The organism is Actibacterium mucosum KCTC 23349 (genome assembly GCF_000647975.1).
Lineage (GTDB): Bacteria > Pseudomonadota > Alphaproteobacteria > Rhodobacterales > Rhodobacteraceae > Actibacterium > Actibacterium mucosum.
This window is the reverse complement of the sequence record NZ_JFKE01000001.1, coordinates 1-13,612: the sequence shown is the minus strand read 5'-3', so window position 1 is coordinate 13,612 and position 13,612 is coordinate 1. Positions and strand designations below refer to the sequence as shown.

The window sequence follows — 13,612 nt, the reverse complement described above, 5'->3', positions numbered from 1 at the left end:
ATCAGTCGAGAAGGCGGCGCGCAATCACCTGGGCCTGGATCTCGGCGGCGCCTTCGAAGATGTTCAGGATGCGGGCGTCGCACAGGATGCGGCTGATCTGGTATTCGGTGGCAAAGCCGTTGCCGCCGTGGATTTGCAGCGCGTTGTCGGCCGCGGCCCAGGCCACGCGGGCGCCCAGCAGCTTGGCCATGCCGGCCTCGAGATCGCAGCGCTTGTCGCTGTCTTTCTGGCGGGCAGAATGATAGGTGAGCTGCCGCGTCACCATGATCTCGACCGCCATCATCGCCAGTTTGCCGGCCACGCGCGGGAAGGCGATCAGGCTGTCGCCGAATTGTTTGCGGTCGATGGCGTATTGCATACCAACCTCAAGCGCCGATTGCGCCACGCCGATGGCACGTGCGGCGGTCTGGATGCGGGCGCTTTCGAAGGTTTGCATCAGCTGCTTGAAGCCCTGGCCTTCAACACCGCCCAGAAGGTTTTCCGCCTTGACCTTGAACCCGTCAAAGCCCAGCTCGTATTCCTTCATGCCGCGATAGCCCAGCACCTCAATCTCGCCGCCGGTCATGCCGGGGGTGGGGAAGGGATCGTCGTCGGTGCCTGGCGTCTTTTCGGCCAGGAACATGCTGAGGCCTTTGTAATTCGTGGTGTCGGGATCGGTGCGCGCCAGCAGGGTCATGACATGGGTGCGGGCGGCGTGGGTGATCCAGGTTTTGTTGCCGTTGACCGTATAAGTGTCGCCATCGCGCGCAGCGCGGGTGCGCAAAGACCCGAGGTCAGAGCCGGTATTGGGTTCGGTGAAGACGGCCGTGGGCAGGATCTCGGCGCTGGCGATGCGGGGCAGCCAGCTTTGTTTCTGTGCGTCGGTGCCGCCGCACAGGATCAGCTCGGCCGCGATCTCGGACCGGGTGCCCAGTGAGCCAACGCCGATATAGCCGCGGCTGAGTTCTTCGGAGACCACCACCATCGAGGCCTTGGACAGGCCGAACCCGCCGAATTCCTCGGGAATGGTCAGACCGAAGACACCCATTTCGGCCAGTTCCTCGATGATCTCCATCGGGATCAGCTCGTCGTTCAGGTGCCAGTCATGGGCGTTGGGGGTGACGCGGTCGTCGGCATAGCGGCGGAACTGCTCGCGGATCATTTCCAGCTCGTCATCCAGACCGGTGGTGCCAAAGGTGGCGTGGCCGGCATTGTCCTGCATCAGCTCCACCAGACGCGCGCGGGCGGCCTGGGAATTGCCGTGCTGGGTCAGGGTCATGACGGCGGGATGCATCAGGGCGCGCTGGTCGTCCTGGGACAGGCCGATATCCTGCAGGCGGGCAACCTCACCCTGGCTCATCGGGATGCCGCCATAGATCTGCCACAGGTATTCGCCGAAGGCGATCTGGTGGATCAGGGCCTCCATCTCGCCGAACTTGCCCTCGGCCTGCAGCGTCTCGGCCCAGCCTTGCATTTGTTGCAGCGATTCAGAATAGGTGGCCAGCCACGACAATGCATGCGCAGCGAACTGATGCTGCTCCAGCAAAGAGCCGGACACGCGACCGTTTGCGGTGACCTTGGCGCGCAACATCTCGGTGGCGCGGGCGGTGGTTTCCTCAATCGGCGCAAGCGCCGCTTTCGTCAACGACAGAAGGTCGGGCAGCAACACAGGGTTTGTCTCGGTTTTGGGCATGTCCTGTCCATCATGGGGCATGGGAATCCTCCTGTCATCTCTGTTCAGGCGGTATAGCTATTTCGCAGTTGCAGCGCAACTATAATTCATTTTCCTGCCACATTTTGTTTTAATGTAACTTTGTGGAGTTTTTTCCCATTGCCCGATATAGCTGTTTCAAACCGTGCGAGGGCCCATGATCGACACAGTATTCACATTGCCGCTGCCGGTATTTCTTTTGGCGGCGGGGATTACGCTGGTGGCGGGGCTGGTCAAGGGCATGGTGGGGTTCGCCATGCCGATGCTGATCATCTCGGGCCTCAGTTCGTTTTTGTCGGCCGAGATGGCGCTGGGCATGCTGATTGTGCCGACATTGGTGTCAAACGGGGTGCAGGCGTTGCGGCAAGGAGGGGCGGCGGCCTGGGCCTCGATCCGGAAGTTCCGGCTGTTCTTGATGGTCGGGCTGGTCTGTCTGCTGCTGAGCGCGCAATCCTACGCGTTCCTGTCGCCACGCTTTTTGTTTCTGTTGATCGGGCTGCCTATCTTTGTGTTTGCGGCGCTGCAGCTGGCGGGTTGGGTTCTGGTGATCGCGCCGCAGCATCGGCGGCGGGCCGAGTGGATCATCGGCGGCTTTGCCGGCTTTGTGGGCGGGGTGTCGGGCGTCTGGGGGCCGCCCACCGTCAGTTTCCTGACCGCGCTTAACACCGAGAAGAGCGAGCAGATGCGGGTTCAGGGCGTGATCTACGGGTTGGGGGCCGTGGCGTTGTTGCTGGCGCATGTGCAATCGGGCGTGGTGAATGCGGTGACGCTGCCGTTGTCGGTGTTGATGGTGGTCCCCGCGATGGTGGGTATGATGATCGGGCTGCGGTTCCAGGGGCGCATGGACGCGGCGCGATTCCGCCGGGTGACGTTGATCGTGCTGGTCGTGGTGTCGGCAAACCTGATCCGCCGGGCCTTTGTGGGCTGAGGCCATTTGTATTATCCATTTCGGTGGATAAAACCCCGTCGAGGGCCGCCCTAAATCCAGCTGGAACCTAAATCCAGACAAGGAACCCCTTTATGCCTTCTCTTTTTGACGCCACGCTGCTGGCTGACCTGCCCCTGGGCAATCGCGTGGTCATGGCACCGATGACCCGCGCCCGGACCACGCAGCCGGGCAATATCCCCAACGCGCTGATGGCCACCTATTACGCGCAACGCGCCAGCGCCGGCCTGATCATTTCCGAGGCCACGCAGATCATCCCGCAGGGCCAGGGGTATTCCTTCACCCCCGGCATCCACTCGGACGAACAGATCGAGGGCTGGAAGCTGGTGACCGATGCGGTCCACCGGGCCGGCGGCAAGATCTTCCTGCAGCTGTGGCATGTGGGCCGGATGAGCCATGAAAGCTTTCACGCCGATGGTCAGCCGGTCGCGCCCTCGGCGCTGAACGCCGACAACATGGTGTGGGTGGCCGACGACACCGGCGCCGGTGACATGGTGCCCACCTCGACACCGCGCGCGCTGAGCCTGGCCGAGATTTCCGAGATCGTCGACGACTACCGTCAAGCCGCCGCCAACGCCATCACCGCCGGGTTCGACGGGGTCGAACTGCACGGTGCCAATGGCTATCTGATCGACCAGTTCCTGCGGGCCACGTCGAACCAGCGCGACGACCAGTATGGCGGCTCGGCCGAGAACCGCATTCGCTTTGTGACCGAGGTGGCCGAGGCCGTGGCTGCCGAGATCGGCGCCGACAAGGTGGGCCTGCGCATCTCGCCCTTCGTGATGCAGCGCAACATGGATGACCCGACCGTGCCCGACACCGCGCTGTTGGCCGTGCGCGAGATGCATCGCATCGGGCTGGCCTATATCCACCTGGGCGAGGCTGATCTGACCGATGCGCCGGAAACGCCCGATCAGTGGCGCCACGACCTGCGCGCGGCCTTCCCCGGCACCATCATCGTGGCGGGCAAATACACGCGCGACCGGGCGCAGAAGATCCTGGATGACGGTCTGGCCGATCTGGTGGCCTTTGGCCGGCCCTTCGTGGCCAATCCGGACCTGCCTTACCGCATGCAAAACGGCGTGGCGCTGGCAGAGCTTGACCCGGCGAAACTGTTCGGCGGGGACGCCGACGGTTACTCGACCTATCCGGCGGTGCCGATCGCGGCCGAATAACCCTTGGACATGGCGCGCAGCAGGTGTACCTCTGCGCGCCATGAGCCGCGTGATCCTCTTCAACAAACCTTACGGCGTGCTGTCGCAGTTTACCGACAAGGGAAATGCCGACGGCCCCCGGGCCACCCTGTCCGACCATATCGATGTGCCGGGGGTCTACCCCGCAGGGCGGCTGGACCGCGACAGTGAGGGGTTGATGGTGCTGACCGATGACGGCGCGCTTCAGGCCCGGATTTCCAGCCCGAAATTCAAGGCGCCCAAGACCTATTGGGTGCAGGTCGAAGGCGCGCCCGACAACGCCGCGCTGCAACCCCTGCGGCAGGGGATTACCCTGAAGGATGGCCCGACGCGCCCCGCCAAGGCCAAGGTTATGGCCGAACCTGCGGGGCTGTGGCGGCGCGACCCGCCTGTGCGGGTGCGCAAGTCCATCCCCGACACCTGGATCGAGATTGCCATAACCGAGGGCCGCAACCGCCAGGTGCGGCGGATGACAGCGGCCATCGGTTTTCCGACGCTGCGCCTGATCCGGGCGCAGGTCGGGCTGTGGAAGCTGGGCGCGCTGAAGCCCGGCGAGTGGGCGGATGCTTCCTCGCCTGAAACGCAAACGCCCCGGCAAAAACCGGGGCGCGCGAAACGGGGGTAAGCCAGCGGGCGATCAGCTGATCGCGGCGGCCTTCACGTCTTCGTCGATGAAGGGCAGGTACTGGCCGAAATTGTCGGCAAACATCTGTACCAGCTTTTCGGCCTGTTCGTCATAGGCCGCTTTGTCGTCCCATGTCCGGCGCGGGTCCAGCAGAACCTCGGGCACACCCTGGGCGGTCACCGGCACCTGGAAGCCGAAATTGGGGTCCTTGCGGAACTCTACATCGTTCAGCGACCCGTCCAGCGCCGCGGTCAGCAGGGCGCGCGTGGCCTTGATCGGCATGCGCGAGCCGGTGCCATAGGCGCCGCCGGTCCAGCCGGTGTTCACCAGCCAGCAGGTGGCGCCGTGCTTGGCGATCTTTTCGCGCAGCAGGTTGCCGTAAACCTCAGGGCGGCGCGGCATGAACGGCGCACCGAAACAGGTGCTGAAGGTGGGTTCCGGCTCGGTCACGCCTTTTTCGGTACCCGCCACTTTCGAGGTGAAGCCCGACAGGAAGTGATACATCGCCTGCGCCGGGGTTAGCCGCGCGATGGGGGGCAGCACGCCAAACGCATCGCAGGTCAGCATGATGATGTTCTTGGGGTGCCCGCCCAGCGAACTGGCCGACGCGTTCGAGATGTATTCCAGCGGGTACGCGCAACGCATGTTGGCGGTCAGGCTGTCATCTTCGAAGTCCAGCTCTTTGGTGTCGGGGTCGAACACCATGTTCTCGATCACGGTGCCGAATTTCGACGTGGTTGCGTAAATCTCGGGCTCGGCCTCGGGGTTCAGGCTTATGGTCTTGGCATAACAACCGCCTTCGAAGTTGAAGGTGCCGCGATCCGACCAGCCATGCTCGTCATCGCCGATCAGCACGCGCGAGGGGTCGGCCGACAGGGTGGTCTTGCCAGTGCCCGACAGGCCAAAGAACACCGCCGTGTCGACCGGGTTGCCGATGGCATGGTTGGCCGAGCAATGCATCGCCATGATGTCCTTGCCGGGCAGGATGTAGTTCAGCAGCGTGAACACCGATTTCTTGTTCTCGCCCGCATATTCGGTGCCGCCGATCAGGATCAGCTTCTTCTCGAAGTTTAGCGCGATCACCGTTTCCGACCGGCAACCATGTTTGGCCGGGTCGGCCTTGAAGCTGGGGCAGTTGATGATGGTGAACTCGGGCACAAAGTCATCCAGATCCTCACGATCCGGGCGGCGCAGCAGATGGCGGATGAACAGCGAATGCCAGGCCAGTTCCGTCACAACGCGCACGTCCAGCCGATTGCGCGGGTCAGCGCCGCCAAACAGGTCCTGCACGAAGTAGTCGCGGCCCTTCATATGTTCCAGCATGTCTGCATGCAGCACGTCGAAGCTGGCCGGCTCCATCGCCTTGTTATTCTCCCACCAGATCGTGTCTTCGACCTGCGGGGTGCGAACAACGAACTTGTCCTTGGGTGACCGGCCGGTGTGTTCACCCGTGGTCACAAGGAAGGCGCCGCCATTGCCCAGCGTGCCCTCGTCGCGTTTCAGGGCATATTCGACAAGCGCGGGCTCCATCATGTTGTAATAGACCTGGCCCAGCCCCTTGATCCCTTGATCCTGAAGGCGATGCGCCGGGTTTACCCGTCCAATGGTCATTGTCTCAGCTCCTGAAGTCGGCCGCACCTGCGGCAAGAAAGACTGGGGTTTATGTCAGCTTACCGGACCGAATTTTCGCCGGTGACCGGAAATGCTCACATCCCATAACATGCAGATTTACAACGGCAACAGGGGGGCAACAGGGGTTTAGCGCAAACGTTTTCGAGGTTAGCGCAACCGGCTCTGCAATGTGATGCATATTAGCAATCTGTCATCATTTTTGATGCCACGATTGGCGGTGCTGAGAGGTGATTCGCAGATAGCAGTTGATTCTGCAGGGCAAAAAACGGAAAATGAGCAAAAATAAGAATTAATTACGAGCAGAGGTAACGCAACATGTCACGCATTGCGCTTGTTGACGATGACAGGAATATCCTGACATCGGTGTCGATGACGCTCGAAGCCGAGGGGTTCGAGGTCGAAACCTATAACGATGGCCAGTCCGCATTGGACGCCTTCAACAAACGGCTGCCCGATATGGGCGTTTTTGATATCAAGATGCCCCGCATGGATGGGATGGATCTGCTGCAGCGCGTGCGGCAGAAAACCAACATGCCGGTGATCTTCCTGACCTCCAAGGACGATGAAATCGACGAGGTTCTGGGGCTTCGCATGGGGGCCGACGATTACGTCAAAAAGCCGTTTTCGCAGCGGCTGCTTGTAGAACGCATTCGCGCCCTTTTGCGCCGGCAGGAAGCGATTGCTGGCGACGAAACGGGGACAACCGAAGAGACCAAGGTGTTGAGCCGCGGCGATCTGGTTATGGACCCTTTGCGTCATTCCGTCAGTTGGAAGGGCAAGGATGTGTCGTTGACCGTGACTGAATTCCTGTTGCTTCAGGCCCTTGCGCAGCGTCCGGGCTTTGTCAAAAGCCGGGATCAGCTGATGGATGTCGCCTATGACGATCAGGTTTATGTCGACGACCGCACCATCGACAGCCACATCAAACGCCTGCGCAAAAAAATGCGCCAGAGCGATCCAGAGTTTTCAGCCATCGAGACGCTCTACGGTATTGGCTACCGCTACAACGAAGAATAAGGGGCAGGCGGCCCCGCATGGAGGAGCGATTGCGCGATTCCGAAGCTCCAAACGATAGTGTTGTCCTGATCGGTGAGGATTGGGTTGGCGGAGCTGCGCCCGACACTGAGATGCGCGCGCAACGGCGCAAGCGAAACTTCATTTCGCTGAACCGGTCGCCACTGGCGCGTAAGATTGTCACCTTCAATATTCTGGGTTTGCTGGTTCTGGTCGGCGGTGTGTTGACGACCAACTCGGGCCGCGACAGTCTTGTGCAACTGCGCGAGGCCGCCTTCGTGTCGCAGGCAGAGTTGATCGCCGATGTGTTCGAGGCCCAAATCCCCGCAGTCGGACCGGTAAACTTCACCACCGGTGACGGGATTGATGCAACGGCCACAATGGCCGGTCTTGACCTGACGGCGGGCGTGGATGTGTACCTGTTTGACCGGTTCGAGGCGCTGGTCGCCACCAGCGATGGGCTGGACCGCCGGGTGGTGGTGAACACCGATGCCGTTGGCGGCTCGCGATTGATTACCGACTTCCTGAACCGGGTCTGGGAATTGATGTCGAGCGTCACGAATTCTGCACAGCTGTCACAAGAAAAGATCAACGGTGTTGATCAGGCTCGCGCGCTTGTTTCCCGCACGCTGGACGGTGACACCGTTGTGCGGTCGGGACGGGACGTCGACGGCAATATGATCTTTACCGTGGCAACGCCGATCATGCGCGACGGCAGGGTTCTGGGTGTCGTCGGGGTGAACTCGGCGGCGGGCGAAATCGACCTGCTGGTTCGCAGCGGGCGCGAGCAGGTATTGCAGATGTTTGTCGTTGCAATCCTTGTATCCATCGGCCTGTCGCTGTTGCTGGCCTCGACCATTGCAAACCCGCTCAGCGATCTGGCGGCTGCAGCAGAGATCGGGCGGGAAAAGAACGCCCGCAAGCTCAGCCCGAACCGGGTACGAATCCCGGACCTGTCGGCGCGCCCGGATGAAATCGGCCGCTTGTCTGCCGCCATACGGGGCATGGTCACGGCGCTGTATGACCGGATCGATGCCAATGAACAATTCGCCGCCGATGTCAGTCACGAGATCAAGAATCCGCTTGCCTCGCTGCGCTCGGCGGTGGGGACACTGCGCGTAGCCAAGCGACCAGATCAGCGCAATAAACTGTTGGATGTGATCGAACATGACGTGCGCCGACTGGATCGGCTGGTCAGCGACATTTCGAACGCGTCACGACTGGACAGCGAACTGGTGAAGGAAGAGGAAGAGGCGTTTGACCTTTGCAACCTTCTCACCAATCTGTCCGAGCATCTGGGCACCGAGGCCAAGGTCAAGGGCGTCGACTTTATCTCGGACCTGCCGCAAGGCCCGGTCATGGTGCAGGGTCTCGAGGCGCGATTGGCGCAGGTCTTCGTCAACCTGATCACCAATGCGATCTCGTTCTGCGACGAAGGGGATGCGGTTCGCGTTTGGGCGCGCCAACGCGACAATCGTGTTCTGATCGTGGTCGAGGATACCGGCCCCGGCATCCCCGAGCAGGCCTTGACCAAAGTGTTCAACCGCTTCTATTCCGAAAGACCCGTGGGTCAGTTTGGCGACCATTCGGGCCTTGGACTTGCGATTTCCAAGCAGATCGTCGAAGCGCATAGCGGCGTGATCTGGGCCGAAAACATCCGCCCAACCCATGCTGACATCACGTCGGATCCGCTGGGTGCGCGGTTCGTCGTTGGTCTGCCGGTCTGAGGTGGCCGAGGCGGATCACCCTGACATCCTGCATGCAAGCTGCGTTCACGTGGACGGTGCCGGTGTACTGATCACGGGGCCGTCTGGCGCCGGCAAGTCCGCGCTCGCGCTTGGGTTAATGGCACTTGGCGCGCGCCTTGTGGCCGATGATCGTACAATTTTGACTGTCCATGACGGCCAGTTGATTGCCGATTGCCCACCACCTTTGCGCGGCCTGATCGAGGCGCGCGGGGTAGGTATTCTGAACGCGCCCGCAAGCGAACCGGTTCCCGTGCGTCTGGTGGTTGATCTGGCGCAGACAGAAACCGAACGTCTGCCCCCCAATCGCGACACATCGATCCTGGGGTGCAATCTCAACTTGCTTCACGGTTCTGCGCATGCCCATTTCCCCGCAGCGATTCTGCAATATCTCAAGGGCGGGAGATACGCATGAGCCAAGAGATCAGCCAACGCCGCGACAGTCCCCTGGTTCTGGTGACCGGGCCGTCAGGTGCCGGACGCAGCACGGCGATGAAAACGCTGGAAGACCTGCGTTATGAAACCATCGACAACCTTCCCTTGTCGCTGGTGCCATCCTTGATCAGACAAACCGATGTGACCGGGCCCTTGGCGCTTGGCCTCGATGTGCGCAACCGTGATTTCAGTGTTGGCGCTGTGTTAGACCTTGCCAAGCAACTGTCGCAGGACCGGATTGGTGGTCAGCTTTTGTATCTGGGCTGCGCCGAGGATGTTCTGGTTCGCAGGTTCTCGGAAACGCGCCGGCGGCATCCTTTGGCCCCGGCCGAAAGCGCGGCACAAGGCGTTCGCCGCGAGCTGGACCTGCTGGGCCCGGTTCAAGCGGCAGCCGATGTTCTGATCGACACGTCTGCGATGACCCCGCACGACCTGCGGGACGAGATCATTCGCCTCTTTGGTGCGGATAGCGGTCCGGGTTTGTCGGTGACGCTGACATCTTTTTCGTACAAGCGCGGCATACCCTTGGGGGCGGATCTGGCCCTGGACTGCCGGTTCTTGCGAAACCCCTATTGGCAGCCCGAACTGCGCGGGCTGAACGGTTGCGATACGCCCGTGGCGACCTACGTAGAGGGTGACGACCGATTCTCTGAGTTTCTGACCCGTGTGAGCGAATTGCTAACGTTTCTCCTCCCACAGTATAAGGGCGAGGGCAAGGCTCATCTTTCGGTTGCGCTTGGTTGCACCGGTGGGCAACACAGATCGGTCGCGATGGTGGAAAAGCTTGCAACGGTCCTTGCAGATGCCGGGTGGCGCGTGTCTAAGAGGCATCGGGAACTTGAACGCAACGCTTTCAGTGGAGGCGTAGGAAAGCGTTGAAAGGCGACGGAGACGGTCGGTTGATCGGTATCGTGATTGTGGCACATGGTGGATTGGCCCGCGAGTATCTCGCGGCGGTCGAGCATGTGGTTGGCAAACAGCCCGGCATCATGGCAATTTCCATAGAGGCAGAGCATGACCGCGCCTTCAAACAGGCCGAGATCATGGCCGCCGTGCGGGCGGTGGATCAGGGCCAGGGCGTTGTATTGGTGACGGATATGTTTGGCGGCTCTCCTTCGAACCTTTCGATCAAGGCATGCGAACAGACACAGCGCAAAGTGATCTACGGCGCGAACCTTCCCCTTCTGATCAAATTGGCCAAATCGCGCCACATGAAGGTGGATGACGCCGTGAACTACGCTCTTGACGCCGGGCGCAAATACATCAATTGCTTCGAAGTCGAAGCAAACTAAGACTGATATGACCGCACAGATCCTGGCAATCACCAATGAAAAGGGCCTTCATGCCCGCGCCTCGGCCAAGTTTGTCGAAACGGTTGAGCGGTTTAATGCCGACGCGACCGTCTCAAAGGACGGTATCTCGACGTCAGGAGACTCGATCATGGGCCTTTTGATGTTGGCAGCCTCTAAAGGAACCTCTATTGAGGTCGAAACCAGCGGACCCGAGGCTGACGGCCTTGCATCCGCACTGGCTGCGCTTGTCGCTGACCGGTTTGGCGAAAGCATGTAAGCTGCTCGGGGTGGCTTTTCTGGGGGTAGTGCGCGTTGACGGACATGACGACGCAAAATAGCCGGTCGAAAGGCCGGAGGGCCGAGCGCGACGTTCCCGTCGTGTATGATCGCGCGTCCCTGACATACTCCAACACGTTCGAAAGCGCGATTGTTCGCACATTCATCCGGGCGATGGAATGGATGACGGGCAAGATCACCATCGTGCGCCGGATCCGCGAGTTTGAACGCCGTGGTGCGCCCGAAGGGCAGGCCTTCTGGGGTGCAACGATGGACGTCATGGGCATCGACTTGCAAACCCCTCAGGAACAATTGGACCGCATCCCGGCTGAAGGGCCGGTGGTTTTGGTGGCCAACCACCCGCACGGGCTGGTGGACGGCATGATCCTTGCCGACCTGGTGGGTCGCCGCCGCGACGATTACCGCATCCTGACGCGTGCGCTGTTGACCGGTATCGACGAAAGTGCCGCCAGCTACATGATCCCGGTGCCCTTCCCGCATCAGGCCGATGCGCAGCGCGAGATGATCCGCATGCGCGCCGCCGCGATGGAGCATTTGGGCACGAATGGTCTGATTGCGTTATTCCCGTCGGGTGTGGTGGCCACGTCGGAAACCGCATTTGGGCCCGTGGTCGAGGCCGAGTGGAACGTCTTTACCGCCAAGATGATCCGCAAATCGGGCGCCACCATTGTGCCGCTCTATTTTCAGGGGTCGAACTCGCGCTGGTATCAGGTGGCGAACAAGATCTCGGCTGTACTGCGTCAGGGGCTATTGATCCACGAAGTTGTGCACAGCTTTGACAAGCCGCAGGCGCCAATCATTGGCCACCCGATCACGCCCGAAGAATGGGCCGAGCCCATCCAGAACCCGCGCCAGTTCATGGCTTGGCTGCGTGAGCGTACCCTTGCGTTGAAGGATAACCCGGACCAACGCTGATCAGCGCGTTGGAACCGGCGCCTCGCCCCGATAATCGTAGAAACCACGCTTGGTCTTGCGGCCCAGCCACCCTGCCTCGACATATTTCGTTAACAGAGGGCAGGGGCGGTACTTGGTATCAGCCAACCCCTCGTGCAGCACGTTCATGATCGCCAGACAGGTGTCCAGCCCAATGAAGTCTGCCAGTTCCAGCGGCCCCATCGGGTGGTTCGTTCCCAGTTTCATCGCGCTGTCGATGGACGATACTGACCCCACACCTTCATAAAGGGTATAAACCGCCTCGTTGATCATCGGCATCAGGATGCGGTTCACGATGAACGCGGGGAAATCCTCGGCGCTTGCGGCTGTTTTGCCCAGCCGCTCCACCACGGCCAGACAGGCCTGATAGGTCGGCTCGTCCGTGGCAATACCCCGGATCAGCTCAACCAGTTGCATGACCGGAACCGGGTTCATGAAGTGGAACCCCATGAACTTTTCAGGTCGGTCGGTGCGGCTGGCAAGGCGCGTGATTGAGATGGACGAGGTGTTCGACGTCAGGATCGTATGCGGCTGCAGATGCGGCACAAGGTCTTCGAAAATCGCAATCTTGACAGTTTCACGCTCGGTTGCGGCCTCGATCACCAGATCGGTCTGCCCCAGTTCCGTCAGGTCCGAGGTGCCACGAATGCGGCCAAGGGCCGTGGCTTTTTCATCGGCACCGATCTTTCCGCGTTGAACCTGACGTTCCAGATTCTTGTCGATCAGGGCAATCGCAGCACGCAAGGCGTCGTCGGAAATGTCATTCAAAAGAACATCATACCCGGCCAGCGCGCAGACATGGGCGATGCCATTGCCCATCTGGCCCGCGCCAACGATTCCAACCTTTGCGATGTCCATGCCTGCCCTCACGTCACTTTTCCCGGCGACAATAGGCGCGGCCACCCAACCAGTGCAAGCCGCAACTGGCCGTTTACGGCGCGTCAAATTTTACGTTTAGCGCTTTGGTAAGGCGTGAGGCGCAATTTGGAGGCGGGTGAGTCGAAATGAAGATGAATGGGGTGGATGTATGTATGAACATCTTGGGACCGGGGCGCTCGATTACGCGCCCTGCCGGTACGGGACGTCGAAACTGCTGTTCCGTGGGCCGAAACAGCCGACAAATGGCAAATACTGTACCGTGTTGGGCGGCGTCGAGGTTTACGGGCGGTTCATAGAAGTGCCGTTTACCGAGGTGCTGCAACGCCGGCTGAACATGCCTGTGTTGAACCTTGGCTGCGTGAATGCCGGGCTGGACGCGTTTTTGAAGGACGAGGCGGTGTTAGACCTTGCCAGGAACAGTGTTCTTCCCGTCATTCAGACCCTCGGCGCACAAAACATGAGCAACATGTATTACACCGTGCATCCGCGCCGCAACGACCGGTTCGTCCGCGCAAATGATGCGCTTAAGGTGTTGTTGCCACGCGTGGATTTCACCGAGTTCAACTTTACGCGCCATATGCTGCGCGGCATCCGAAAAGCCTCACGCGAGGCATTTGACGTTGTGGTGGCGCAGGTGCGGCGTGATTGGGTGGCCGGAATGCGGGATCTGGGCGAACGGTTGGACGGGCGTGCGTTGCTTTTGCATGTTGGCGTGGACAAGAAACTTCGGTCCACATACGGCCCCATGGGCCCCGATCCATTGTTCGTAACGGGCGAGATGCTGGCCAGCGTACGCGATTGTTTTGCGGACCTTCTGGTGGTCAAGCTGGACGCCGAGGCTGTGCGCCCATCGCGCCGCGGCAAGGTTTACAGCCGGTTGGAAGAACATGTCGCGATGCAGTTTCCGGGGCCACGGGTTCACGAGGTTATC

Annotated in this window: 14 protein-coding genes; 11 read left to right on the top strand and 3 right to left on the bottom strand. The window is 60.8% G+C overall.

The window, feature by feature from the left end; genetic code table 11:
- Window position 1: 1 nt before the first annotated feature.
- The gene (locus tag ACMU_RS00070) at window positions 2–1,693 is read right to left on the bottom strand and encodes an acyl-CoA dehydrogenase family protein (RefSeq protein WP_035255012.1); all 1,692 of its coding nucleotides are present in this window, start codon (window positions 1,691–1,693) and stop codon (window positions 2–4) included.
- Between the two features lie 154 nt (window positions 1,694–1,847).
- Here ACMU_RS00070 and ACMU_RS00065 point away from each other — a divergent pair, with 154 nt between their 5' ends.
- The 3 genes from ACMU_RS00065 (at window position 1,848) to ACMU_RS00055 (ending at window position 4,454) form a co-directional block, all read left to right on the top strand.
- Window positions 1,848–2,618, top strand: a complete 771-nt coding sequence (locus tag ACMU_RS00065) for a sulfite exporter TauE/SafE family protein (protein WP_035255009.1) — start codon at window positions 1,848–1,850, stop codon at window positions 2,616–2,618.
- 92 nt (window positions 2,619–2,710) lie between these two features.
- Window positions 2,711–3,811, top strand: coding sequence for an alkene reductase (locus tag ACMU_RS00060; protein ID WP_035255007.1), 1,101 nt, complete (start codon window positions 2,711–2,713; stop codon window positions 3,809–3,811).
- Between the two features lie 40 nt (window positions 3,812–3,851).
- Complete coding sequence (locus ACMU_RS00055; RefSeq protein ID WP_051587713.1) at window positions 3,852–4,454, top strand: pseudouridine synthase; 603 nt, start codon at window positions 3,852–3,854, stop codon at window positions 4,452–4,454.
- A gap of 12 nt (window positions 4,455–4,466) precedes the next feature.
- On the opposite strand, the gene ACMU_RS00050 is transcribed toward ACMU_RS00055, so the two are convergent.
- A complete protein-coding gene (locus ACMU_RS00050) occupies window positions 4,467–6,065 on the bottom strand; it encodes a phosphoenolpyruvate carboxykinase (RefSeq protein WP_035255005.1) in 1,599 nt (532 codons plus the stop codon).
- A 336-nt stretch (window positions 6,066–6,401) separates the two neighbouring features.
- Between ACMU_RS00050 and ACMU_RS00045 the strand changes: the two genes are divergently transcribed.
- The 7 genes from ACMU_RS00045 to ACMU_RS00015 are packed head-to-tail and all read left to right on the top strand — an operon-like array spanning window position 6,402 to window position 11,784.
- On the top strand, window positions 6,402–7,103 hold the full coding sequence (locus ACMU_RS00045) for a response regulator transcription factor (RefSeq protein WP_035255003.1): 702 nt from the start codon (window positions 6,402–6,404) through the stop codon (window positions 7,101–7,103).
- 17 nt (window positions 7,104–7,120) lie between these two features.
- Window positions 7,121–8,827, top strand: a complete 1,707-nt coding sequence (locus ACMU_RS00040; RefSeq protein WP_051587710.1) for a sensor histidine kinase — start codon at window positions 7,121–7,123, stop codon at window positions 8,825–8,827.
- Window positions 8,769–9,260, top strand: coding sequence for an HPr kinase/phosphorylase (locus ACMU_RS00035; RefSeq protein WP_081805328.1), 492 nt, complete (start codon window positions 8,769–8,771; stop codon window positions 9,258–9,260). The genes ACMU_RS00040 and ACMU_RS00035 overlap by 59 nt, the downstream gene beginning before the upstream one ends.
- Entirely contained in the window at window positions 9,257–10,159 is a 903-nt protein-coding gene (gene rapZ / locus ACMU_RS00030; RefSeq protein ID WP_035254995.1) for an RNase adapter RapZ, read from the top strand. The genes ACMU_RS00035 and rapZ overlap by 4 nt, the downstream gene beginning before the upstream one ends.
- A 20-nt stretch (window positions 10,160–10,179) precedes the next feature.
- Entirely contained in the window at window positions 10,180–10,572 is a 393-nt protein-coding gene (locus ACMU_RS00025) for a PTS sugar transporter subunit IIA (RefSeq protein ID WP_035255946.1), read from the top strand.
- Window positions 10,573–10,579: 7 nt separating this feature from the next.
- The gene (locus ACMU_RS00020) at window positions 10,580–10,849 is read left to right on the top strand and encodes an HPr family phosphocarrier protein (RefSeq protein ID WP_035254993.1); all 270 of its coding nucleotides are present in this window, start codon (window positions 10,580–10,582) and stop codon (window positions 10,847–10,849) included.
- Window positions 10,850–10,893: 44 nt separating this feature from the next.
- Window positions 10,894–11,784, top strand: coding sequence for a lysophospholipid acyltransferase family protein (locus ACMU_RS00015; protein WP_035254991.1), 891 nt, complete (start codon window positions 10,894–10,896; stop codon window positions 11,782–11,784).
- Here the strand turns inward: ACMU_RS00015 and ACMU_RS00010 are convergent, their stop codons facing one another.
- Window positions 11,785–12,660 (bottom strand): 3-hydroxybutyryl-CoA dehydrogenase, encoded by an 876-nt coding sequence (locus tag ACMU_RS00010; RefSeq protein ID WP_035254989.1) that lies wholly within the window; start codon window positions 12,658–12,660, stop codon window positions 11,785–11,787.
- 169 nt (window positions 12,661–12,829) lie between these two features.
- On the opposite strand from ACMU_RS00010, the gene ACMU_RS00005 reads away from it, so the two are divergent.
- A partial coding sequence (locus ACMU_RS00005) for a DUF6473 family protein (protein ID WP_035255944.1) occupies window positions 12,830–13,612 on the top strand: 783 nt, incomplete at its 3' end.

Bases quoted from the DNA above. Each gene is read 5' to 3' on its own strand.
- ACMU_RS00070 (WP_035255012.1), bottom strand. From the start codon at position 1,693: ATGCCCCATGATGGACAGGACATGCCCAAAACCGAGACAAACCCTGTG.
- ACMU_RS00065 (WP_035255009.1), top strand. From the start codon at position 1,848: ATGATCGACACAGTATTCACATTGCCGCTGCCGGTATTTCTTTTGGCG.
- ACMU_RS00060 (WP_035255007.1), top strand. From the start codon at position 2,711: ATGCCTTCTCTTTTTGACGCCACGCTGCTGGCTGACCTGCCCCTGGGC.
- ACMU_RS00055 (WP_051587713.1), top strand. From the start codon at position 3,852: ATGAGCCGCGTGATCCTCTTCAACAAACCTTACGGCGTGCTGTCGCAG.
- ACMU_RS00050 (WP_035255005.1), bottom strand. From the start codon at position 6,065: ATGACCATTGGACGGGTAAACCCGGCGCATCGCCTTCAGGATCAAGGG.
- ACMU_RS00045 (WP_035255003.1), top strand. From the start codon at position 6,402: ATGTCACGCATTGCGCTTGTTGACGATGACAGGAATATCCTGACATCG.
- ACMU_RS00040 (WP_051587710.1), top strand. From the start codon at position 7,121: ATGGAGGAGCGATTGCGCGATTCCGAAGCTCCAAACGATAGTGTTGTC.
- ACMU_RS00035 (WP_081805328.1), top strand. From the start codon at position 8,769: ATGCTGACATCACGTCGGATCCGCTGGGTGCGCGGTTCGTCGTTGGTC.
- rapZ (WP_035254995.1), top strand. From the start codon at position 9,257: ATGAGCCAAGAGATCAGCCAACGCCGCGACAGTCCCCTGGTTCTGGTG.
- ACMU_RS00020 (WP_035254993.1), top strand. From the start codon at position 10,580: ATGACCGCACAGATCCTGGCAATCACCAATGAAAAGGGCCTTCATGCC.
- ACMU_RS00015 (WP_035254991.1), top strand. From the start codon at position 10,894: ATGACGACGCAAAATAGCCGGTCGAAAGGCCGGAGGGCCGAGCGCGAC.
- ACMU_RS00010 (WP_035254989.1), bottom strand. From the start codon at position 12,660: ATGGACATCGCAAAGGTTGGAATCGTTGGCGCGGGCCAGATGGGCAAT.